Annotated in this window: 17 protein-coding genes; 11 read left to right on the forward strand and 6 right to left on the reverse strand. The window is 55.5% G+C overall.

The window, feature by feature from the left end; translation table 11 throughout:
- Positions 1-12 precede the first annotated feature (12 nt).
- Positions 13-867 carry a 3-deoxy-8-phosphooctulonate synthase gene (kdsA, locus tag ACOXYR_RS08885; RefSeq protein WP_108477113.1) on the forward strand — a complete coding sequence of 285 codons (855 nt, stop codon included), beginning with the start codon at positions 13-15 and terminating at the stop codon, positions 865-867.
- 150 nt (positions 868-1017) lie between these two features.
- Here the strand turns inward: kdsA and ACOXYR_RS08890 are convergent, their stop codons facing one another.
- Positions 1018-1125, reverse strand: coding sequence for a type I toxin-antitoxin system toxin Ldr family protein (locus ACOXYR_RS08890; protein ID WP_113857314.1), 108 nt, complete (start codon positions 1123-1125; stop codon positions 1018-1020).
- Between the two features lie 329 nt (positions 1126-1454).
- Positions 1455-2555 carry a sodium-potassium/proton antiporter ChaA gene (gene chaA, locus ACOXYR_RS08895; protein ID WP_108477111.1) on the reverse strand — a complete coding sequence of 367 codons (1101 nt, stop codon included), beginning with the start codon at positions 2553-2555 and terminating at the stop codon, positions 1455-1457.
- 286 nt (positions 2556-2841) lie between these two features.
- Between chaA and chaB the strand changes: the two genes are divergently transcribed.
- Positions 2842-3072 carry a putative cation transport regulator ChaB gene (gene chaB / locus ACOXYR_RS08900; RefSeq protein WP_108477110.1) on the forward strand — a complete coding sequence of 77 codons (231 nt, stop codon included), beginning with the start codon at positions 2842-2844 and terminating at the stop codon, positions 3070-3072.
- Between the two features lie 214 nt (positions 3073-3286).
- Complete coding sequence (locus tag ACOXYR_RS08905; protein WP_146745495.1) at positions 3287-3967, forward strand: gamma-glutamylcyclotransferase; 681 nt, start codon at positions 3287-3289, stop codon at positions 3965-3967.
- A 37-nt stretch (positions 3968-4004) separates the two neighbouring features.
- Here the strand turns inward: ACOXYR_RS08905 and ACOXYR_RS08910 are convergent, their stop codons facing one another.
- Together ACOXYR_RS08910 and ACOXYR_RS08915 are read right to left on the reverse strand one after the other, a co-directional pair.
- Complete coding sequence (locus ACOXYR_RS08910) at positions 4005-4238, reverse strand: DUF1883 domain-containing protein (RefSeq protein WP_041686229.1); 234 nt, start codon at positions 4236-4238, stop codon at positions 4005-4007.
- A 263-nt stretch (positions 4239-4501) separates the two neighbouring features.
- Positions 4502-4855, reverse strand: coding sequence for a DsrE/DsrF/TusD sulfur relay family protein (locus tag ACOXYR_RS08915; protein ID WP_015964137.1), 354 nt, complete (start codon positions 4853-4855; stop codon positions 4502-4504).
- 66 nt (positions 4856-4921) lie between these two features.
- Between ACOXYR_RS08915 and nasR the strand changes: the two genes are divergently transcribed.
- The 7 genes from nasR to ACOXYR_RS08950 all read left to right on the forward strand — a co-directional run bounded on the left by nasR (position 4922) and on the right by ACOXYR_RS08950 (position 17516).
- Positions 4922-6118: a nitrate regulatory protein NasR gene (nasR, locus tag ACOXYR_RS08920; RefSeq protein ID WP_421355258.1), complete on the forward strand. Its 1197-nt coding sequence runs from the start codon at positions 4922-4924 to the stop codon at positions 6116-6118.
- A gap of 223 nt (positions 6119-6341) precedes the next feature.
- On the forward strand, positions 6342-7598 hold the full coding sequence (locus ACOXYR_RS08925; RefSeq protein WP_421355257.1) for a CmpA/NrtA family ABC transporter substrate-binding protein: 1257 nt from the start codon (positions 6342-6344) through the stop codon (positions 7596-7598).
- A 1-nt stretch (position 7599) separates the two neighbouring features.
- Complete coding sequence (gene ntrB, locus ACOXYR_RS08930) at positions 7600-8481, forward strand: nitrate ABC transporter permease (RefSeq protein WP_108477105.1); 882 nt, start codon at positions 7600-7602, stop codon at positions 8479-8481.
- A gap of 10 nt (positions 8482-8491) precedes the next feature.
- On the forward strand, positions 8492-9280 hold the full coding sequence (locus ACOXYR_RS08935; RefSeq protein ID WP_350436654.1) for an ABC transporter ATP-binding protein: 789 nt from the start codon (positions 8492-8494) through the stop codon (positions 9278-9280).
- An 11-nt stretch (positions 9281-9291) separates the two neighbouring features.
- Positions 9292-13356, forward strand: a complete 4065-nt coding sequence (gene nirB / locus ACOXYR_RS08940) for a nitrite reductase large subunit NirB (RefSeq protein WP_421355256.1) — start codon at positions 9292-9294, stop codon at positions 13354-13356.
- Positions 13353-15995, forward strand: coding sequence for a nitrate reductase (locus ACOXYR_RS08945; protein ID WP_350436646.1), 2643 nt, complete (start codon positions 13353-13355; stop codon positions 15993-15995). Before nirB ends, ACOXYR_RS08945 begins: the two co-directional genes overlap by 4 nt.
- A 120-nt stretch (positions 15996-16115) precedes the next feature.
- Positions 16116-17516, forward strand: a complete 1401-nt coding sequence (locus ACOXYR_RS08950; protein ID WP_421355255.1) for a YchO/YchP family invasin — start codon at positions 16116-16118, stop codon at positions 17514-17516.
- Here ACOXYR_RS08950 and narL read toward each other — a convergent pair.
- Together narL and narX are read right to left on the reverse strand one after the other, a co-directional pair.
- A complete protein-coding gene (narL, locus tag ACOXYR_RS08955; RefSeq protein WP_108477100.1) occupies positions 17513-18163 on the reverse strand; it encodes a two-component system response regulator NarL in 651 nt (216 codons plus the stop codon). The genes ACOXYR_RS08950 and narL overlap by 4 nt on opposite strands.
- A complete protein-coding gene (narX, locus tag ACOXYR_RS08960) occupies positions 18156-19952 on the reverse strand; it encodes a nitrate/nitrite two-component system sensor histidine kinase NarX (protein WP_108477099.1) in 1797 nt (598 codons plus the stop codon). The genes narL and narX overlap by 8 nt, the downstream gene beginning before the upstream one ends.
- A 310-nt stretch (positions 19953-20262) precedes the next feature.
- On the opposite strand from narX, the gene ACOXYR_RS08965 reads away from it, so the two are divergent.
- Positions 20263-21654: a NarK family nitrate/nitrite MFS transporter gene (locus ACOXYR_RS08965; protein WP_108477097.1), complete on the forward strand. Its 1392-nt coding sequence runs from the start codon at positions 20263-20265 to the stop codon at positions 21652-21654.
- Positions 21655-21978: the final 324 nt, after the last annotated feature.

Raw genomic sequence — 21978 nt, forward strand, 5'->3', positions numbered from 1 at the left:
TAAGGCGATCTTATGAAACAGAAAGTGGTCAGTATTGGTGATATCAACGTAGCAAACGACCTGCCGTTCGTGCTGTTTGGCGGCATGAACGTGCTGGAATCGCGCGACCTGGCGATGCGCATCTGTGAGCACTACGTTACCGTTACCCAGAAACTGGGTATCCCTTACGTTTTCAAAGCGTCGTTTGATAAAGCTAACCGTTCCTCCATTCACTCTTACCGTGGCCCGGGCCTGGAAGAGGGGATGAAAATCTTCCAGGAACTGAAACAGACCTTTGGCGTAAAAATCATTACCGACGTTCACGAAGCCAGCCAGGCGCAGCCGGTTGCCGACGTGGTGGATGTGATTCAGCTGCCTGCATTCCTTGCTCGTCAGACCGACCTGGTGGAAGCGATGGCGAAAACCGGCGCGGTCATCAACGTCAAAAAACCGCAGTTCGTAAGCCCAGGCCAGATGGGAAACATCGTCGATAAATTCATCGAAGGCGGTAATGACAAAGTGATCTTGTGTGACCGTGGCGCAAACTTCGGTTACGACAATCTGGTTGTCGATATGCTGGGCTTTGGCGTAATGAAAAAAGCGTCCAACAACTCACCGGTTATCTTCGACGTTACCCATGCGTTGCAGTGCCGCGACCCGTTTGGTGCAGCATCTGGTGGTCGTCGTGCGCAGGTGACCGAACTGGCTCGCGCCGGTATGGCGGTCGGTATTGCGGGCCTGTTCATTGAAGCACATCCAGACCCAGACCACGCGCGTTGCGACGGCCCGTCCGCGCTGCCATTGGATAAACTGGAACCCTTCCTGAAGCAGATGAAAGCGATCGACGACCTGGTGAAAAGCTTCGACGAGCTCGATACCAGCAAGTAATCACGCGTTACTGCATTTCTATCAAAGCCTTACTGTTAACAGTAAGGCTTTTTAATTTGTGCCAGCGACAAAAAAGGCCGCAGGTTGTTACCCCTGCGGCCCGTTTCGGGCGCATGTTGTCATCACGACAGCCAGACACCCGCCTTCACATTACTTCCTGTTACGCCACCAGCCGACAATCGCTGCGGTGATAACACTCGCAAGGATTGGGGCTGCCAGGTCGTGCCAGAACATCACGCTAAACTGCACGAGCGTCATATAGCCGCCTATTGTCATGACAACGATTCGCGGCTATCCTTGAATTGTTGTGGTTCAAGAATGGCCCCCGTTATGTTGTCAGGTTTACGCCTTACAACGTGCGGGGGTTTTCTCTTTCCAGCAACCAACGCCGCCGGGGATCAAGCCCCCGCAACATTGCGCCTCACCGGATGATTCCGGCTTGGTGCGGATTCTACGTTGTCTGCATTGCGCACTTCACTCTCAAAAGACGCGCGATGCGAAAAGCCTTCCGGTTTTTCATCATCGTTTGCAGCCGTTTCGGTCGCATTCTCGCGGACGCTCGCAATACCGGCTGCCGGGACACGTAATCAGGCAAAGATGGTCATCAGATAGGCGGCAAACAGCGCCAGATGCGCGGCTCCGTTCAGCACATTGGTACGCCCGGTGGAGAATGAGATCTGGCACAGCACTAATGATGCAACCATGACGACCATTTCCGGTGCGCCGAGCCCAAACACCAGATCATTGCCGGTCATGAAGGCGATCAGCGTGACAACCGGAACGGTAAGGGAAATCGTCGCCAGGACGGAACCAAAGAACAGGTTCATCGCACGCTGTACCTGATTATTCAGGACTGCTTTCAGTGCGCCCAGGCCTTCAGGCGACAGTATTAACAGCGCCACCAGGAAACCGGTGAATGCGACAGGTGCGTTCAGAGTCGTGAGAAGCGTTTCCAGAGGATTAGCATTCATTTTGGTAACGGCAATGACAGCAATCAGGTGCACAATCAGCCACGCGGCGTGCCAGACGTTACTATGGGCGGACGGTTTACCATGATGGGGGTCATCGTCGTCGCCATCGTCTTCATGTTCGTAGACAAACAGGCTCTGGTGCGTCTTCGTCTGAATCAGCAAGAATACGCCATACATCGCGGCAGAAATCAGTGCCACCAGCAAAGATTGGCCGATCGTGAAGTTCGCTCCTGGCAGCGCCATTGGGAACACCAGTACGATAATCGCCAGCGGGAAGAGGGCAATCAGATACTGTTTGATACCGAACAGATTGACGTACTGCGTCGCAAATTTACGCCCGCCCAGCAATAGTGAGAAACCCACCAGGCCGCCGGTAACAATCATAATGATGGAATAGAGCGTATCGCGCATCAGCGTAGGGGCGGCATCACCCGTCGCCATGAGCGCGGAAATCAGGCTCACTTCCAGAATAACGACAGAAAGACTTAAAATAAGAGAACCGTACGGTTCCCCAAGGCGGTGCGCCAGTACGTCGGCGTGGCGAACAACACTGAATGCGCTGCTAAGAATACCGATAAGCGCCAGGATATTAATCCCGACGACGACTGGCAATGATTGACTACTTCCCCAGAAGAACAATATTGCCAGCGCAATAACCGGAAAAATGAGAGAAGTCTCCTTATGGCGGGTTTTTACCGCCTCTTGTACATGCGTCATGTCCATCTCCGTTAGTGCAGGTGTTTATAATTATATACTTAGAATATTTCTAATCGTCACAGCATAAGTTTATAAATTAACAGACAACGTCTTATATATAACTATTTTTTACTAAAATTTACCCTGATTGATAACTTTTAATTCGAGTTGTCAAAAATGTTTGTTATCTATAATTAATGCTTAAAAAGCAGATGTTTAGGTGTGAATGATGAGTAATATTCTGAATTAATGCACCATCGCAGCGCATTGAGCCATACTTATCCTGAAGTCACTAACAGGAGGCCCTATGCCCTATAAAAGCAAATCTGATTTACCGGATAGCGTACAACACGTTTTGCCCGCTCATGCCCAGGAGATCTACAAAGAAGCGTTTAACAGCGCCTGGCAACAATACAAGGATAAATCCGACCGCCGGGATGACGCTACCCGCGAGGAGACCGCCCACCGCGTGGCCTGGGCTGCAGTGAAGCATGACTATGAAAAAGGAGAAGATGAAAAATGGCACAAAAAGAAATAGGCCAATAGCACGTTTATCCTATAGCCCCTGCCAACAGTTCAATACCCTTGCCGCTGGATGCACAATTGCATATTGTTTAATAAAGCTGGATAATATTTAAGCAATAAAACTCAGGGAAAGGCAAATGCAGATGAGAATTTGCCTGGTTCGCTATTTGCTAAAACCAGAGGTCTGAATAATACGCACGGACGTGATGCAGTGGCGGAGGTTGAGAGTGATTACACGTGATTTCTTAATGAAGGCGGATTGTACAACAGCGTTTGGCGCTATTGAGGAATCGCTGCTCTGGTCTCCAGAGCAACGCGCGGCATCCCTGGCCGCTACGCTGGCGTGTCGGCCAGATGACGGGCCGGTGTGGATTTTTGGCTACGGTTCCCTGATGTGGAATCCGGCGCTGGAATTTACCGACTCCTGCACCGGTACGCTTGTCGGTTGGCACCGGGCATTTTGTTTGCGCCTGACTGCCGGGCGTGGGACGGCCTGCCAGCCAGGTCGTATGCTGGCGCTAAAAGAGGGCGGGCGCACCACCGGCATCGCCTATCAGTTGCCAGAGGCGACGGTTGAAGATGAGCTTTCGCTGCTCTGGAAACGCGAGATGATCACCGGTTGTTATTTGCCTACCTGGTGCAAGCTTGAACTGGATGACGGGCGTATGGTTAACGCGCTGGTGTTTATTATGGATCCACGCCATCCACAGTACGAAGCGGATACCAGCGTACAGGTGATCGCGCCATTGATTGCGGCGGCGAGTGGCCCGCTGGGTACTAATGCGCAGTATCTTTTCTCACTGGATGAAGAGCTACAAAAGCTTGGCATGCCCGACGAGGGGCTCAATGAATTGATTAAATACGTTCGGGGTTTGCTGGGGATCCACCCACAACCGGGGCTGGCATAAAAAACGCCCGGAAGTTTTCCAGCTTCCGGGCGTTTTATCAGGCTGCAACATAGCTGATTGAATGTTCCAGCGACTGGCTGTGGCTGTCAATCAACACATTCCAGGTACCGCTGTAAGGCACCGTAAGATAGGCGCTCTCTCTGTTTTGTACGCTCAGAATATCGCTGTTGCTGCTTTTGGCGCTCATCAAATGAATATGGCAGCGCTCTGAGCAACGAACCACGACCGTATCCCCACCAAATAACGTCAAACTCGCCTTAACCATCGCCATCTCAACCCCGAATCTTTCTGTGAATGCACTCCCTGCGACGGATATCCTGCATGTGATGTTGTTCACAAATCACGCATTGATAACACCAAATAGGGAGGGGGAGGAGGATGATTTCGATCAACAAATTTGAGAATGATTCAACAAAAGTGAGGATATACCTGAAACCATTCAGCGTGGCGCGTGATTGACCAGATAACGCGCGCCAGCCGGGAATAATCTTCGGCAATGGCCCCTGAATTCAGTAAAGTCGACTAAACACAAAATTAAAACGTTAGCACCTTATCAGCGGCCAGCGTCCATTGTGCCAGTTCGACCAGCGTACCGATTTCCACCCCATCAATCAGCGGCAGCGCGGTAATGCCCCGGCCATCGGTGCAGGTTTTGCACAGTTTAACGGGAACATTTTGCGCGGTGAGGATCTCCAGCATCTGCTGAATATTGTAGCCTTCTGCCGGTTTTTGCCCGCGGAGTCCAGCGGTGACCGCATCCGACATTAAAAAAAGTTTCAGATCGAGGTCACCCTGTTGCTCGCGCAGGGCAATGGCCAGGCGCAGGCTGTTGAACAGGGATTCGCTACCATAGGCAGCACCGTTAGCGACGATCACAATATGTTGCATCTCTACTCCTTCAAAAAGGCACGTTTATTGCTTTGGTTAATCAAAGAGACGTTACCGGGAGGGAGCATGATCAATCGTGCTGACACGACACCCGGCGCAATCGAGTGGTTTCGTTATGCGCGCCAGGTTCAGAAAGGTAAGCTTCAACAGCTGGCGCAACAGGGCCAACTGGTAAGCCAGTTGAGCCATCTGGTGCACATGTTACAGTGCGAACGCGGTGCATCCAACATCTGGTTATGCTCGGGTGGCCGTTTATATGAACCTGAACGTCGGGCCAGTGCAGCACTGGTGGATGAGCGAGCGGGCGAATTCATGCGGCTGCTTGACCCGCAGGCGGTTCCTGTGGCCTCCGGGCTGTGCCAGCGCATCGCCAGCGCCGTCTGGTCGCTGGAGCAGTTGCCCGATTTGCGCCATGCCATTAATACCCAACGTGTGGACGCCGGCACCGCGACGGCTCGCTATAGTCGGATGATACGCCATCTGCTCAGTATCATTCCCCAACTCAACGACACCATTGATGATCCCGCGTTGGTCGGGCGACTTGTCGCGCTTTATAGCTTTATGCAGGGGAAAGAGTTGGTAGGGCAGGAACGTGCGCTGGGGGCACAGGGCTTTACGCTGGGGCAGTTTAGCGACGATCTTCGCCAGCAGCTGGTTGACAGAATTGATGGCCAGCAGCCCTGCTTTGACGGGTTTTTAAGTCTGGCAAACCAGACATTGAAAACGTTGTTCAATGAACACGCGCAGGCGGGCATTGCAATTGAACAGCTGCGTCGCATTGCCTGCACGCGTCAGCCAGCGCCCGACGGCGGCGAGGCGGCACTGCGCTGGTTTGGCCTACAAACACAGCGTCTGGAGCAACTTCGCAGCCTTGAGGAATCACTGATAAGCGATCTCATTGCGGAGGTCGTGATATTGCTGAGCGACGATGACGCGCAGGCGCAACATGCGGTACCGCTCGATGATCCTGCCAGCGATAACCTGTTATTCCCCCTGGATCGGCAACTGATGCCGTTGGTGCGCCAACAGGCGCGAGAACTGGAAGTACTTACCGGGCAACTGGCATCGCTAAAAGAGATGCTCGAAGAGCGCAAAGTCATCGATAAAGCCAAAAGTGTGTTGATGGCACATCAGCAAATGAATGAAGAGCAGGCATGGCACTGTCTGCGCAAAATGGCGATGGATAAAAATCAGCGCATGGTGGACGTGGCGCGTGCGCTGTTAACGGTCAGCGCACTGTGGCAGCGCGATCTTTCTGCCTGATTGCACTCTTCCTGAGCAGAGTTGCCTGCAAAGAGTGCGTCGAAGGCGGTTGCCTGGCCACTTAATGCCGATTTGACGGTTATTTACGACCTGGCATCTGAATTGCATTATTCCCTGTAAATCATCGGTTGCGGGCCAACGGCGGCCTCAGACCATCAGGATAACGGCGTCCCGCAGTGTGTAAGCACTGCCGGGCGCTTTTTTTTTATATGTGGGAGCAGCTATGGGCGATGCATTTTCACTCTCTCGACGGCGTTTATTACAGGCAGGGGCGGCATTGGGGGGCGCGATGTTGCTGCCGGGTTTGATGCATTCGGCGTGGGCGGCGGGCTCGGATAAGCCCGAACTGGAGATGGTAAGAGTGGGGTTTATCCCGCTAACCGATTGTGCACCGCTGGCAATTGCCTCGCTGAAGGGCTTTGACAAAAAGTACGGCATTACGCTTGTTCCCAGCAAAGAGGCGAGCTGGGCGGCGGTGCGCGACAAACTGGTCAATGGCGAACTGGATGCGGCGCATGTGCTCTATGGGCTGCTTTACGGGCTGGAGTTGGGTATCGCCAGTAAGCCGAAGGCGATGGCAAACCTGATGACCCTCAACCGCAACGGGCAGGCCATTACGCTTTCTGCAGAGTTACAGGAGAAAGGCGTGACAGACCTGCCGGCGCTGAAAAAGCTGATTGGTCAGAGCACGCCGGGCGCTTATACCTTCGCCCACACCTTCCCGACCGGTACCCACGCCATGTGGCTCTATTACTGGCTGGCGAGCGGCGGCATTCATCCCTTTGACGATGTGCGCACCGTAGTGGTACCGCCGCCGCAGATGGTGATGAACATGCGCATCGGCAACATGGTGGGCTTTTGTGTTGGCGAGCCGTGGAACGCGCGGGCGATTAACGACCGCATCGGCTTCACGGCGGCGACCACGCAGGATATCTGGCCGGAGCACCCGGAGAAAGTGCTCGGCACGCGTCGTGAATGGGTGGAGCAGAATCCCAATACCAGTCGCGCATTGGTCGCGGCGCTCATTGACGCCGCACGCTGGATTGAAGCGTCACCAGAAAATAAACGTGAAACCGCTCAGATCCTCTCGCGTCGCGGCTGGCTGAACACCAAAGAACAGTACCTCACAGGCCGCATGCTGGGTGAATACGACAATGGCATCGGCCGTCGCTGGCAGGATACGCATCCTATGCGTTTTTACGCGGAGGGCGAAGTAACCTTCCCGTGGCTCTCCGACGGGATGTGGTTCTTAACCCAATTTCGCCGCTGGGGACTTCTTAAAACGGAACCCGATTATCTGGCCATCGCGCAACGCATTAACCGCACGGATATCTGGAAAGACGCGGCACAGGCGGTTGGCGGTATTACTCCGCCCTCAAGTCTGTTACGCAGCAGCACACTGATGGACGGAACGGTGTGGAACGGTAGCGACCCGGAAGGGTATGCCCGCAGCTTTTCCATTCAACGTAGAGGAGCCTGAGATGAAACAGATACTAAATGTCAAACCGGCTGCCGCACCGGCTATTCCGGGCGAAGTGATTACACTCCCGCCGGTACAGGTGCGCCGACGCGTGCCTCCTGCGGGACGCGTGTTGCGTAATATTGCCGAGCGTACCGTTCCTGCGGTACTGGGGCTGGGGTTGTTGGTGCTGGCCTGGCAACTTGCCGCTATTAACAGCAAAGGTTTTCCGACGCCGCTCAGCACACTGGATTCCGCGCTGACGCTGTTTGCTGACCCGTTCTATAACAATGGACCGAACGATGTGGGCGTGGGCTGGAATGTGCTGGCCTCTCTCCAGCGGGTGGCGGTGGGCTTTGGCCTCGCCGCGCTGGTGGGGATTCCCCTGGGATTCCTGATAGGTCGTTTTCTCTTTTTCTCACGCATGTTTTCGCCACTGATTGCGCTGCTGCGCCCGGTAAGTCCGCTTGCCTGGCTGCCGATTGGCCTCCTCCTGTTCCAGAAAGCGGAGCCTGCGTCCAGCTGGACCATTTTTATCTGCTCAATCTGGCCGATGGTTATTAATACCGCAGAAGGCGTGCGTCGTATTCCGCAGGACTACCTCAACGTCGCGCGCGTGTTACAGCTCTCAGAATGGACGGTGATGCGCAAGATCCTTTTCCCGGCGGTGCTGCCAGCGGTACTGACCGGCGTGCGTCTCTCCATCGGGATTGCCTGGCTGGTGATCGTCGCTGCCGAAATGCTCACCGGCGGGCTGGGGATCGGTTTTTGGATCTGGAATGAATGGAACAATCTCAACGTCGAAAACATTCTCATTGCCATCGTCATTATTGGCGTGGTTGGGCTGGTGCTGGAACAAGGGTTGATGCTGATCGCCCGCCGTTTCAGCTGGCAGGATAAATAAGGAGCGCATGATGAAACCCTTAATTCAGGTTCAGGCTGTCAGCCAACGATTCCACACCACCAGCGGTGAATTTCTGGCGCTGCAAAACGTGTCATTCGATATCCACGAAGGTGAAACGATAAGCCTTATCGGTCACTCCGGCTGTGGCAAATCGACGTTGCTTAATCTGATTGCCGGGATAACGCTCCCGACAGAAGGCGGGCTGATTTGCGACAACCGTGAAATTGCGGGCCCGGGCCCGGAGCGCGCCGTCGTTTTCCAGAACCACTCACTGCTGCCATGGTTAACCTGCTTCGACAACGTGGCGCTGGCGGTAGATCACGTTTTCCACAAAAGCATGAGCAAAGCCGAACGTCACGACTGGATCGTTCACAATCTTGAGCGGGTGCAGATGGGCCATGCGCTGTATAAACGCCCGGAGGAAATCTCGGGCGGGATGAAGCAGCGCGTCGGCATTGCCCGCGCGCTGGCGATGAAGCCGAAAGTGCTGTTGATGGATGAGCCGTTTGGCGCACTGGATGCGCTGACCCGGGCACATCTTCAGGACTCAGTAATGCAGATTCAGCAGGCGCTCAATACCACCATTGTGCTGATTACCCACGACGTCGATGAAGCGGTGCTGCTTTCTGACCGGGTGTTGATGATGACGAATGGCCCGGCGGCAACGGTCGGCGAGATTCTTGACGTCAACCTTCCGCGCCCGCGCAACCGCGTGCTGCTGGCCGATGACTCTCGTTACCACCATTTGCGCCAGCAAATTCTGCATTTCCTTTACGAAAAACAGCCCAAAGCGGCGTAAGGGGACGCGCGATGCGAAAACTGGTGATGATTGGCAATGGCATGGCGGCAACCCGTCTGGCAGAGCGGTTGGTGAAGGTCGCGCCGGGGGCGTTTGCCATCACCTTAATTGGTGATGAACCCTATCAGGCCTATAACCGCATCCAGCTTTCACCCGTGCTGAGTGGTGAAAAAGTCTTCGGCCAGACGCTGCTGCAATCGCCTGAATGGTATGCGGAAAACAATATTCGCGTGCGGCAGGGCGAGACGGCGCAGCAGGTCTGCACGCGAACGCGGCGCGTTGTCACCTCCCATGGCGAATTGCCCTGGGATGAGCTGGTGTTTGCCTGCGGGTCGCTGCCGTTTATGCCGCCGTTTCCCGGCATTGCTTTGCCGCATGTCCACACCTTTCGCACCCTGGCGGATGTACAGGCCATGCTGGCGACACCCGGTGATACCGTGGTTATCGGCGGCGGTGTGCTGGGCGTGGAAGCGGCGGCGGCACTGGCGTTGAGAGGTGACAACGTCACGTTGTTGCATCGTGGCAACAAACTGATGGAACAGCAGCTCGACAGTCAGGCGAGTCAGCTACTGGTGCAAAACCTGCAAGCGCGAGGGATCCGTTGCGAACTCAACGCGAACGTGCGCGCGATTCGCGAGCGGTTTGTTGAACTCAAGGATGGCCGTTGCCTGCCCGCAGTACGCGTCGTTATTGCAGCCGGTGTCCGTCCCAATATTGCCCTGGCACAACGAAGCGGAATGCATTGCCAGCGAGGGATTGTGGTCAATCGCCAACTGGCAACGGCCGTGCCGGGTGTGAGTGCTATCGGTGAATGCTGCGAAATCGACGGGCAGACCTGGGGTCTCGTTGCACCTTGTTTGCAGCAGGCCGAGGTGCTCAGTGCGCGTCTTGCGGGCATGCTGCAGGTGGATTTTCACTGGCAGGATAGCGGCACTCGCCTGAAAGTGACCGGTATCGACCTCTTTAGCGCAGGCCAGGTAGAGGCGATTGGAAATGACGACGTCTGGTCTTCATTCGACCCACAAAGCGGCCATTATCGGCGTCTGCTGTTGCGCGATGGCAGGCTCCGCGGTGTGTTGCTGATGGGTGATTGCGCCGCTGCCGCCACGTTTACCGATCTTATCCACTCCCTCCAACCCGCACAGCCGGGCTGGATATTCGACCAATTCACAGCGCAGCCAACGGCTGAAGGAAGACAAATCATGAGCAAACCAACACTTGCGGTGGTGGGGCATGGCATGGTCGGCCACCATTTTCTGCAGCAATGTGTACAACAAAACCTGCATGAGCACTATCAGATTGTGGTTTTCGGTGCTGAGCGTTATGCCGCCTACGACCGCGTACATCTCTCGGAATACTTCTCCGGGCGCGATGCAGCTTCATTATCGCTGGTGGAAGATGATTTCTTCACCACAAACGGCATCGAATTACGCCTTTCGCAGGCGGTGGCGGCTATCGACCCGCAAACGCACCTGCTGCGTGATGCGCAGGGGCATGAACTGCATTGGGACAAACTGGTGCTGGCGACCGGCTCCTGGCCGTTTGTTCCGCCGATACCCGGTAATGATTTGCCGGGCTGCTTTGTCTACCGCACCCTGGACGATCTGGATGCCATTGCAGCGCATGCCAAAACGGCGGCGCGGGGTGTGGTGATAGGCGGCGGACTACTGGGGCTGGAGGCGGCCAATGCACTGCGTCAGTTAGGACTTGAAACGCACGTGGTTGAGTTCGCGCCTAATCTGATGGCGGTACAGCTCGATAACGGCGGCGCAGCGATGCTGCGCGAGAAAATCAGCGAACTCGGCGTGGGTGTACATACCAGTAAGACGACGACCGCGATTGAACACACGGCGGAAGGCCTGACCCTGCGTTTTGCCGACGGCGAAACGCTGCTGACCGACATGGTGGTCTTTTCGGCGGGCATTCGTCCTCAGGATACGCTAGCCCGTAGCGGCAACCTGAGCGTGGGAGAGCGCGGCGGCATTATGGTGGATAACCACTGCCGCACCTCGGACGCTGATATCTTTGCCATTGGCGAATGTGCGCTGTGGGAAAACAAAATCTTCGGTCTGGTCGCGCCGGGTTACCAGATGGCGCGTACCGTGGCGGCGACACTTTCCGGTACGGAACTGCCGTTTACTGGCGCAGATATGAGTACCAAGCTGAAACTGTTAGGCGTGGATGTGGCCTCATTTGGCGACGCCCAGGGGCGCACGGCGGGTTGCCAGAGCTATCAATGGGTAGATGGCCCAGCGCAGGTGTACAAAAAAATTGTGGTGAGCGCCGACGGCAAAACGCTGCTCGGCGGTGTACTGGTGGGTGACGCCCGCGATTACCCTACGCTGCTGCAAATGATGCTCAATGCAATTGCGCTCCCGGCGCAACCTGCGTCGCTGATTTTACCCGCGGTTGAAGGGAGTGCGCCTAAAGCGCTGGGTGTGGCGGCGCTACCGGACAGCGCGCAAATATGCTCCTGTCATAACGTCAGTAAAAGTGATATTTGCCACGCGGTCCTGGAGGGCGCAACGGAGATGGGAGCCATCAAAAGCTGCACCAAAGCGGCAACGGGCTGCGGCGGATGCAGCGCACTGGCGAAGCAGGTGATGGAATTCCAGCTTGCCCGGCAGGGCGTTGAGGTTAAGAAAGACGTTTGTGAACACTTTGCGTATTCGCGACAGGACATTTATCACCTGGTGCGGGTTAACCGTATCCATACCTTTGAGCAACTGATTAGCCGCTACGGTCAGGGCGACGGTTGCGAAATCTGTAAACCGCTTGTGGCCTCTGTTCTCGCCTCTTGCTGGAATGATTATTTGCTGAAACCGGCACACTTACCGCTGCAGGATACCAACGATCGCTACTTCGCGAATATCCAGAAAGACGGTACCTATTCCATCGTGCCGCGTATGGCTGCGGGCGAAGTGACGCCGGATGGCCTTATCACTATCGGGCAGGTCGCTAAGCGTTATCAGCTATACAGCAAAATTACCGGCGGCCAGCGAATTGATCTATTCGGCGCGCGTCTGGAGCAGTTGCCTGCCATATGGCGTGAGCTGATTGACGCCGGATTCGAAACCGGACACGCCTACGGAAAATCATTACGCACGGTGAAATCGTGCGTTGGTTCAACCTGGTGTCGCTACGGCGTGCAGGACTCGACCGCGCTTGCCGTGACGCTGGAGCACCGCTACAAAGGATTGCGCGCGCCGCATAAGATCAAAATGGCAGTGTCGGGATGCACTCGGGAATGCGCGGAAGCGCAGGGTAAAGATGTGGGTGTGATCGCTACCGAAAAAGGCTGGAATCTCTATTTGTGCGGCAATGGCGGTATGAAACCCCGTCATGCCGATCTCTTTGCCAGCGACCTGGATGACGCCACGCTGCTGCGCACCATTGACCGTTTTCTGATGTTCTATATTCGTACAGCCGACCGCCTGCAACGCACCAGCACCTGGATGGATAACCTTGAGGGGGGAATTGACTATCTGCGCGAGGTGATTCTTAACGATAGCCTCGGTATTGCCGACGAGCTGGAGCGGGAAATGGCGCGCGTCATCGACAGCTATCAGTGTGAATGGCGTACCACGCTGAACGACCCGCAGCGGCTGGCGTTGTTCCGCTCATACGTTAACAGCGACATGCCGGATGAGGCGGTACAGCGTCATGATGTGCGTGGGCAGTTGCAGCCGGTGGAGATGCCGGTTATGCCGACGCGTAATGTCAGCACAAAACCGTGGCAGGCGATTTGCGCGCTGACCGCGATCCCCGCTCAGGCCGGGATTGGCGCGCGCCTCGGTGAGATGCAAATTGCGTTGTTCCGCTTTGGCGAAAACGTCTATGCCCTTGATAACCTTGAGCCGGGTAGCCAGGCAAACGTCCTGTCACGCGGTCTGCTGGGTGATGCGGCGGGTGAACCCATTGTTATTTCGCCGCTCTACAAACGGCGTATTCGTCTGCGTGATGGCCGACAGTGCGATAGCGGAGAAGCTGTGGTGCGCGCCTGGCCGGTGAAAGTGGAGAACGGCACCGTGTGGGTCAGTAATCAGCCGTTACTGCTGCGCGCGGAGGCTTCATGACTGAAACCCGAACCACATGTCCCTACTGCGGCGTAGGCTGCGGAGTGATCGCGTGCGAAGAGAAGGGCGTGGTCAACGTGCGTGGCGATGACGCGCACCCGGCCAATTTTGGTCGCCTGTGCGTGAAGGGCGCGGCGCTCGGTGAAACGACGGGACTGTCGGGCAGGTTGTTGCACCCGGAAGTAGCGGGGCAGCGCGTCAGTTGGCAGCACGCGATCGATGAGGCGGGGGGGCGCCTGCGGGCGATTATCGATGAACACGGGCCACAGGCGGTGGCGTTTTATGCCTCCGGGCAACTGCTGACGGAGGATTATTATGCGGCTAACAAGCTGATGAAGGGATTTATCGGCGCGGCCAATATTGATACCAACTCTCGTCTGTGTATGTCCTCGGCGGTGACGGGCTACAAACGCGCCTTCGGGGCGGATGTGGTGCCGTGTAGCTATGAAGATATTGAAAACAGCGACCTGGTGGTGCTGGTCGGCTCAAATGCTGCCTGGTCGCATCCGGTACTGTATCAGCGTCTGGTGAAAGCGAGGCAGATGAATCCGCAGATGCGGATTGTGGTTATCGATCCACGGCGTACTGCGACCTGCGATATCGCGGATAGTCATCTGGCCATTACGCCCGGTAGCGACGCCGGGCTATTCGTGGGGTTGCTGCGCGAAATTGCGCAGCAGGGGAAATTCGTTCAGAAATATGCGGATGCGCAGGCGGCAAGGAATTCTGCAGAGCCCTGGCCGGTGGAGCGGGTCGCGGCATTTTGTGACCTGACGGAGCGGGAAGTCACTGATTTTTATACGGCGTTTATCGCCGCGCCGCGCGTGGTTACGCTCTACACGATGGGCATTAATCAGTCCGCCAGCGGCAGCGATAAATGCAATGCAATAATCAATGTTCATCTGGCCTGTGGAAAATTCGCTCGCCCCGGATGCGGGCCGTTTTCGCTGACCGGGCAACCGAATGCAATGGGAGGCCGGGAGGTTGGCGGCCTGGCGACGATGCTGGCGGCGCACATGAACTTTGAACCCGACGATCTGGCACGTGTTGCCCGTTTCTGGGGAACGGAACGGCTGGCGCAAACGCCGGGTTTGATGGCGGTCGATCTGTTTGCTGCGATTGGGCGCGGTGACGTCAAGGCCGTGTGGATTATGGGGACTAACCCGGCCGTCTCGTTACCGGACAGTCATGCGGTATGTCAGGCGCTGGCGGCGTGTCCGCTGGTCATCGTTTCTGAGGTGGCCGCCGATACCGACACCTCGCGTTACGCGCATGTTCGTTTTCCGGCCCTGAGCTGGGGTGAGAAAAACGGCACGGTGACCAATTCAGAACGACGTATTTCGCGTCAGCGCGCGTTTCTTCCTGCACCCGGCGAGGCAAAAGCCGACTGGTGGATTATCGCTCAGATGGCACGCGCGTTGGGCTATGGCGATGCGTTCCGCTGGCAGCATCCCCATGAGGTATTTTGTGAGCATGCTGCACTTTCCGGCGTCGAAAACCACGGCGAGCGCGCGTTCGATATTAGCGGGCTCGCGAACTTGACCCGTGCAGAGTGGGATTCGCTGGCTCCTGTACGCTGGCCAGTGCGTACTTGCGGTGACGCATTGGATCTCCTTTCGGGCTGGCGGGCGGATAAGCGGCTGCGAATGGTGCCCGTCGAACCGCAACCGACCCGGGCGCGCATCGGGCCGCTTTATCCTCTGCTGCTCAATAGCGGTCGTATTCGCGATCAGTGGCACACCATGACCCGCACAGGCACCGTGCCGCGTTTGATGCAGCATATTGCTCTGCCGACGGTGGAGGTTTCGGTTCAGGATGCAGACCATTTTCACCTTAGCGAAGGTGGTTTCGCCCGAATCACCTCAAGACAAGGTGTCATGGTGGCCAAAGTGTCGATTCAGGCAGGACAGCGAGCGGGCGCGCTGTTTGTGCCAATGCACTGGAATGCCTGCTTCGCGCGTCAGGGAAAAGTGAATGCGCTGGTTGAAGCGGTGACCGATCCGCACTCCGGGCAACCGGAAAGCAAACAGGTTGCGGTACGCATTGCGCCCTGGCAACCGGCGTGGCAAGGAGAATTGATTTCTCGTGAGCCGATTCCGCTACCGAATCACGTACAGTGGTGGCGTAAGGCGATTGACGGCTTACATCACCTGACGCTCTGCGGCGATAAGGTTATCTATGATGAGCTGCTGCGGTTTTGCCAGCAGCGCAACTGGCTGGTTCAGACTGCGCGGGCAGGATCACTTTGTCATTTGCTGGCATGGCATGAAGGCAGATTAATGCTTGGGTTGTGGAGCGCTGAAACATTGCCTGTTATCGAACTGGCGCTGATTAAGGCGGCGTTTAATAGCGCGCCACACACGCCTGCGGATCGACATGCGTTATTAAATGGCCGCGTCAATGGGCAACCCGCACAGGGGCGAATTGTCTGTAGCTGTTTTAGCGTGGGGGAGACGCGAATTCGACAAGCCATCGCCGGGGGATGTACCTCTGTAGAAGCATTAGGACAAAAACTGAAGTGTGGGACAAACTGTGGTTCGTGTGTGCCGGAGTTGAGAGGGTTTATTTGTGATGGGAGCGGACACCCTCACCCTAACCCTCTCCCTGAGGGAGAGGGGACCGATCGCACTTACGTTTAGGATCTGCATCGTTTCTCCCTCTCCCTCAGGGAGAGGGCCGGGGTGAGGGTATAGAACCAGAATTTTCCCGAAATCCCCCTTAGAGCTGAAATGGTTAAGCAAACGCGATAAACTAAAAAAATGCTTTTAGTCTCACGTTTCCGTTCTCCGTTCTGGTTGTTATTGCTGCTGGCGAGTGCCAGCGGCGCTGCGCGTTCATCTTTTATCCAGCAGGCCGAAAATCCCTTCGATAATAATCAGGATAATCTTCCCGATCTCGGCATGGCAAAAGAGAGTAATGAAGGCGAAAAGCATCTTGCCGAAATGGCAAAAGCCTTTGGCGAAGCCAGTATGGTTGATAACGGGCTGGATACCGGTGAGCAGGCGCGCATGTTTGCGCTGTCTAAGATCCGCGATCAGGTGAGCGGTGAGGTGAATCAGACGCTGGAAAACTGGCTGTCGCCCTGGGGCAATACCAGCGTGGCGCTGCAGGTGGATGATGACGGTGGTTTTACCGGTAGCCACGGTAGCTGGTTTGTGCCGTTGCAGGATCAATGGGATTACCTCACCTGGAGCCAGCTTGGTCTGGCGCAGCAGGATGAAGGATTGATCGGTAATGTGGGCCTGGGTCAGCGCTGGGTCGCCGGGAAATGGTTGCTCGGGTACAACACCTTTTATGACAATCTGCTGGATGAAAACCTCGACCGTGGCGGATTGGGCGCGGAAGCCTGGGGCGAGTATCTGCGTTTTTCCGCCAACTATTACCAACCGCTGCGTACCTGGTCCAATACAGAAGCGACGCTGCAGCAGCGTATGGCGCGCGGCTACGATGTCACCGCGCAGGCGTGGATCCCCTCTTATCATCACATCAATACCAGCCTGAGTCTGGAGCAGTATTTTGGCGATAATGTCGATCTGTTCCACAGCGGTACGGGGTATCACAACCCGGTAGCGGTTTCGCTTGGGCTCAATTATACGCCGGTGCCGCTGGTGACTTTCAGTGCGCAGCATAAGCAGGGCGAAAGCGGCGTCAGCCAGAACAATTTGGGGATGAAACTCAATTATCGTTTTGGCGTGCCATTGAAAAAACAGCTTCAGGCCGATGAAGTGGCGATGACGCGTTCCCTGCGTGGCAGCCGCTACGATAGCCCGGAACGCAATGCTTTGCCGGTGATGGAGTCGCGTCAGCGCAAAGATTTAACCGTCTACCTGGCAACGCCACCCTGGGATCTCAGCGGCGGCGAAACGGTGCAGCTTAAATTGCAAATCCGCAGTCTGGATGGGATTAAATCCCTCAGTTGGGAGGGGGATACTCAGGCTCTTAGCCTGACGCCGCCAGCCTCACGTAATAGCGCGAGCGGCTGGAGCATCATCATCCCCGAATGGGATTACAACGAAGGCGCCAGCAACCGCTGGCATCTGAAAGTGGTGGTGGAGGATAAACACGGTCAGCGTGTGTCGTCGAATGAGATTACTTTGTCACTGACCGAGCCGCTTGTCAGCTTCCCAGAAGAGGGGAATAGCTGGCAGGCGAATCCTTAGAAAATGCGTTCCTGGTGAACCCAAACGGCAGCTTCAACGCGGGATTTCAGCTTCATTTTCTTCAGCATATGCTTCACGTGCACTTTCACCGTGCTTTCTGTGATATCCAGACGGCGGGCGATCATTTTATTGGGCAGACCCTGTGCAATCAGTTTCAGAATATCGCGCTCGCGCGGGGTAAGCTGATTGATATCGCGGTCTGACGTGGCACGGTTGGCGCGCAGGCTGGCAGCCAGCACAGGCGTTAATGCTTCACTCAGTACCATCTCACCGGCAGCGGCCTGTTGCAGCGCTTTCAGCAGGTCTTCTGGTTCCATATCTTTTAGCAGATAACCATCTGCGCCGCGCTTCAGGGCGGTGACCACATCTTCTTCATGATTCGAAACACTGAACACCACCACGCGGCCAGAAAGGCTTTTCTCGCGCAGTTTGTCGAGGGTTTCCAGGCCATTCATACCGGGCATGTTGAGATCGAGCAGGATCAGATCGGGATCGAGCGCTTCAGCCAGTTCAATGCCTTGCTCGCCATTGCTGGCTTCGCCAACGACCTGAATATCCGGCGCCATACTGATGAGCTGTTTTACGCCAGTACGGAGCATCGGATGATCGTCAATTAACAGGATAGTTGCCCGTTCCTGATTACTCATGGATATCTCCTTGTTGAGTTGAGAGAGGTTTTTCAGGGATAAACGTGACCACCACTTCGGTACCGCCGCTTTCACGGCGTCGCACCTGGCAGTCGCCGCGCAGGCTCTGCGCGCGGTCACGCATAATAATGAGTCCGTAATGGTTGCTGCGCTCGGCGTGAACCGGTACGCCGCAGCCGTTGTCCGCCACCACCAGTTTGACCTGATTATCCTGCTGCGTGACGGTAACTTTGACTTCAGTGGCCTGCGCATGCTTAAGGGAATTACTCAGCGCTTCGCGGGCAATTTGTAAGACGTGGATTGCCTGATGTGACGGAACATAGCGTGGTGGCAACTGATAATCGAGCTGCACCGGGAAACCAAAGTGCGCGCTGTACTCCTGACAGCTGGCTTCCAGCGCCGGCCGCAAACCCGGTTCGGTAAGCTGTAGCCGGAACGTGGTGAGTAGCTCACGCAATTGCGCCCACGATGTGTTCAGTTCGTTACGAATTTGCCCCAGCAGCTCACGGCTTTCGGGCGACAAGTCTGCGCCCTGCATTTGCAGGCAACTGACCTGCATCTTCATACAGGAGAGTGATTGGGCGATAGAGTCATGCAGTTCGCGGGCGATGGTGGCGCGCTCTTCCATTACAATCAGTTGTTGCTGGCGCTCCTGGTGTCTGTCAAGCGCCAGCGTTGCGGTCAACTGTTCCAGCAGCGTGTCGACCAGCTGTTGCTGATCGTGGCTGAGCTGGCGGCCATGCGGTAGCGTCGCCAGTAAAATACCGTATTGATTGTGGCTATCGGTTAAGCGCCACTTCAGCGTGCTGCCGCCGTCCGGCGTCAGAAGATCGTCACGGGGACACAGATAGCAGCCTTTATCATCGCAGGCCATGCCGGAATGGCAGCTGAATTCCTGATGATTCTCTTCATCTTCAATATCGTAAACGCGCACTTCGATTTCGCGCAGTGGGGTTAAACCTTGCAGACCGTTCAAAACCGGCGAAATACGCTCACAGAGCGGGGCATTGGCGTGCAGGCGACGATTGGCCTGCCAAAGGAACGCGAGAATCGCGTTTTTCTGCTCCAGTCCCGCTGTTTTTTCCTGAACCCGGCGTTCCAGTGATGCGTAACTTTCCGCCAGCTCTTCCGACATATTATTCAGTGCCATGCCGAGGGTTGCCATTTCATTGCGGCCGCTGATTTGCGCGCGCTGGGTAAAATCGCGATGACTTACGGCGCGCGCCATGCTCAACAGTTGCTGCCACGGACGCAGCAGGCGGGCGCGCAGCCAGATAACGGTGAACAGCAGTAACAGCGCCATAATTGCCGCCATCGCACGGTGAACCCAGACAACGTGGTGAATGCGTTTTTCCGTGGTGTGGTCAAAGGCAGTGACCAGTTGGTCAATGCGCCCAACAAAATTAGCCACTTCATCCGCAACCGCTTCCTGACTGTGCGCCTGGCGGATCCCCGGTGCCAGGCTGGACTGCCAGTATTGTTGCAATGCCAGCAGTTGCGCCTGCTGACCGTCGCGTCGCGCGGCGACGATGAGCTCCGGGCTAAATACGGTGGCACGCATCTCATCAAACAGTGCGTTGTCATGCTCATTAATCGGGATAGCGGCAAGCAGTCGGTAGCTTTGCATACGCAGCGAGCCGGCTTTATTAATGGCGTGCGCGCTACCCTGAACGCCATCAACCAGGCGGCCAGAAGTGATCATGCCCGCCACGCCGATGGCAGTAGAGAGCAGGACGATGAGTGCCAGTTGATTAACCAGCGTCAGTGGTGTAAACAGACGTTTAAACATATACAGCAGGATCCCTGACGGGGTGGTTCCCCGGTAGTGGCGTTATTTTCGGCTATCGCCTGGAGTATACCCATACCCCTAAAGGATTACCCCTTAATTGCCATGATAGTAGAGAAGTTCACAGGACAGGAGTATATCCCTTTCAGCCATGTGAAATATCAGGTCTTTTTACGCATAAAGGTCTACTCATTAAGGGTGATGATGTATTTTTGCGCAGAATAATGACGACTTTTCCTTTGATTTATATCAACTTACCTCGCGGTGTAAACCCTATTGTGCCAGTGGTTGATATTAATAATCAGAGGTGTCTATGAGTCACTCAACTACCCCGGAACGGGCAAGCGGCGCAGTTATTACTGACTGGCGCCCGGAAGATCCCGAATTTTGGCAGTCGCGCGGTCACCGCGTCGCCAGCCGAAATTTATGGATCTCCGTACCGTGCTTGCTGTTGGCGTTTTGTGTGTGGATGTTGTTTAGTGCCGTCGCGGTAAATTTACCGAAAGTCGGCTTCCAGTTTACTACCGATCAATTGTTTATGCTGACGGCGCTGCCATCGGTGTCGGGTGCGCTGCTGCGTGTACCTTACTCCTTTATGGTGCCGCTGGTGGGCGGTCGCCGTTGGACGGCGTTTAGCACCGGGATCCTTATCATCCCTTGCGTGTGGTTAGGCTTTGCGGTGCAGGATACTTCTACGCCGTTTAGCACCTTTATCATTATCTCTTTGCTGTGTGGTTTTGCCGGCGCGAACTTCGCTTCGAGTATGGCAAACATCAGTTTCTTCTTCCCGAAAGAGAAACAGGGCGGGGCGCTGGGTATTAACGGCGGCCTGGGGAATATGGGCGTGAGCGTCATGCAACTGGTTGCACCGCTGGCGATTTCCCTTTCTATCTTTGCGGCGTTTGGTAGCCAGGGCGTTGAGCAGCCGGATGGCACTCAGCTTTATCTGGCGAATGCGGCGTGGATTTGGGTACCGTTCCTGGCATTCTTCACCCTCGCGGCCTGGTTTGGCATGAACGAACTGGCAGCGTCGAAAGCGTCCCTGCGCGAGCAGTTACCGGTTCTGAAACGCGGCCACCTGTGGATCATGAGCTTGCTGTATCTGGCAACGTTCGGCTCGTTTATCGGTTTCTCTGCCGGTTTCGCGATGCTGTCGAAAACTCAGTTCCCGGAAGTGCAGATTCTGCATTACGCTTTCTTCGGCCCGTTTATCGGTGCGCTGGCGCGTTCTGCGGGTGGGGCGATCTCCGACCGTCTGGGCGGCACGCGTGTTACGCTGATTAACTTTATCCTGATGGCGGTCTTCAGTGCGCTGCTGTTTATGACCCTGCCTGCTGATGGCGTGGGCGGTAACTTCACCGCGTTCTTCGCTGTCTTCCTGGTGCTGTTCCTGACCGCCGGGCTGGGTAGCGGTTCTACCTTCCAGATGATCTCCGTTATCTTCCGTAAGCTGACGATGGATCGAGTTAAAGCCGAAGGCGGTTCTGAAGAGAAAGCGATGCGTGAAGCCGCGACCGATACGGCGGCCGCGCTGGGCTTTATTTCCGCAATTGGCGCAATCGGCGGCTTCTTTATTCCAAAAGCTTTCGGTACATCTCTGGAATTAACCGGTTCTCCGGCTGGGGCGATGAAAGTCTTCCTCGTGTTCTATATTGCCTGTGTGTTTATTACATGGGTGGTATACGGGCGTAAAACTAAAAAATAAGTACGACTTTTTGATTATCAGGCGCGAGGAATCGCGCCTTTTTTTTGGCCTGATAAAAGGCGGTACGCCGACGGATAAAAATCATCTACCCCTTAATACCATTAACATCTCTACATGGGATGTTAAATCGTAAAATACTCACAAAAAAGCTTATATAACAGCAAGTTAAAATGCAGAAAATACTACTACCAAGGTGGTATATGTAAAATTCCGTGTGATTGCTAAGCCGATTCATCTTGATCCCCATCAATTCCCTTCTTCTTTCAGAGCGTTAATTTCGCTGCAAATTCAGCAATGTCGATTTATCAGAGAGCCGACAGGCTC

It is taken from the genome of Pseudocitrobacter faecalis, from assembly GCF_965231525.1.
Classification (GTDB): Bacteria; Pseudomonadota; Gammaproteobacteria; order Enterobacterales; family Enterobacteriaceae; genus Pseudocitrobacter; species Pseudocitrobacter faecalis.

Coding starts and splice junctions, on each gene's coding strand:
- kdsA (WP_108477113.1), top strand. CDS start 13: ATGAAACAGAAAGTGGTCAGTATTGGTGATATCAACGTAGCAAACGAC.
- ACOXYR_RS08890 (WP_113857314.1), bottom strand. CDS start 1,125: ATGACGCTCGTGCAGTTTAGCGTGATGTTCTGGCACGACCTGGCAGCC.
- chaA (WP_108477111.1), bottom strand. CDS start 2,555: ATGACGCATGTACAAGAGGCGGTAAAAACCCGCCATAAGGAGACTTCT.
- chaB (WP_108477110.1), top strand. CDS start 2,842: ATGCCCTATAAAAGCAAATCTGATTTACCGGATAGCGTACAACACGTT.
- ACOXYR_RS08910 (WP_041686229.1), bottom strand. CDS start 4,238: ATGGCGATGGTTAAGGCGAGTTTGACGTTATTTGGTGGGGATACGGTC.
- ACOXYR_RS08915 (WP_015964137.1), bottom strand. CDS start 4,855: ATGCAACATATTGTGATCGTCGCTAACGGTGCTGCCTATGGTAGCGAA.
- nasR (WP_421355258.1), top strand. CDS start 4,922: ATGATCAATCGTGCTGACACGACACCCGGCGCAATCGAGTGGTTTCGT.
- ACOXYR_RS08925 (WP_421355257.1), top strand. CDS start 6,342: ATGGGCGATGCATTTTCACTCTCTCGACGGCGTTTATTACAGGCAGGG.
- ntrB (WP_108477105.1), top strand. CDS start 7,600: ATGAAACAGATACTAAATGTCAAACCGGCTGCCGCACCGGCTATTCCG.
- ACOXYR_RS08935 (WP_350436654.1), top strand. CDS start 8,492: ATGAAACCCTTAATTCAGGTTCAGGCTGTCAGCCAACGATTCCACACC.
- nirB (WP_421355256.1), top strand. CDS start 9,292: ATGCGAAAACTGGTGATGATTGGCAATGGCATGGCGGCAACCCGTCTG.
- ACOXYR_RS08945 (WP_350436646.1), top strand. CDS start 13,353: ATGACTGAAACCCGAACCACATGTCCCTACTGCGGCGTAGGCTGCGGA.
- ACOXYR_RS08950 (WP_421355255.1), top strand. CDS start 16,116: ATGCTTTTAGTCTCACGTTTCCGTTCTCCGTTCTGGTTGTTATTGCTG.
- narL (WP_108477100.1), bottom strand. CDS start 18,163: ATGAGTAATCAGGAACGGGCAACTATCCTGTTAATTGACGATCATCCG.
- narX (WP_108477099.1), bottom strand. CDS start 19,952: ATGTTTAAACGTCTGTTTACACCACTGACGCTGGTTAATCAACTGGCA.
- ACOXYR_RS08965 (WP_108477097.1), top strand. CDS start 20,263: ATGAGTCACTCAACTACCCCGGAACGGGCAAGCGGCGCAGTTATTACT.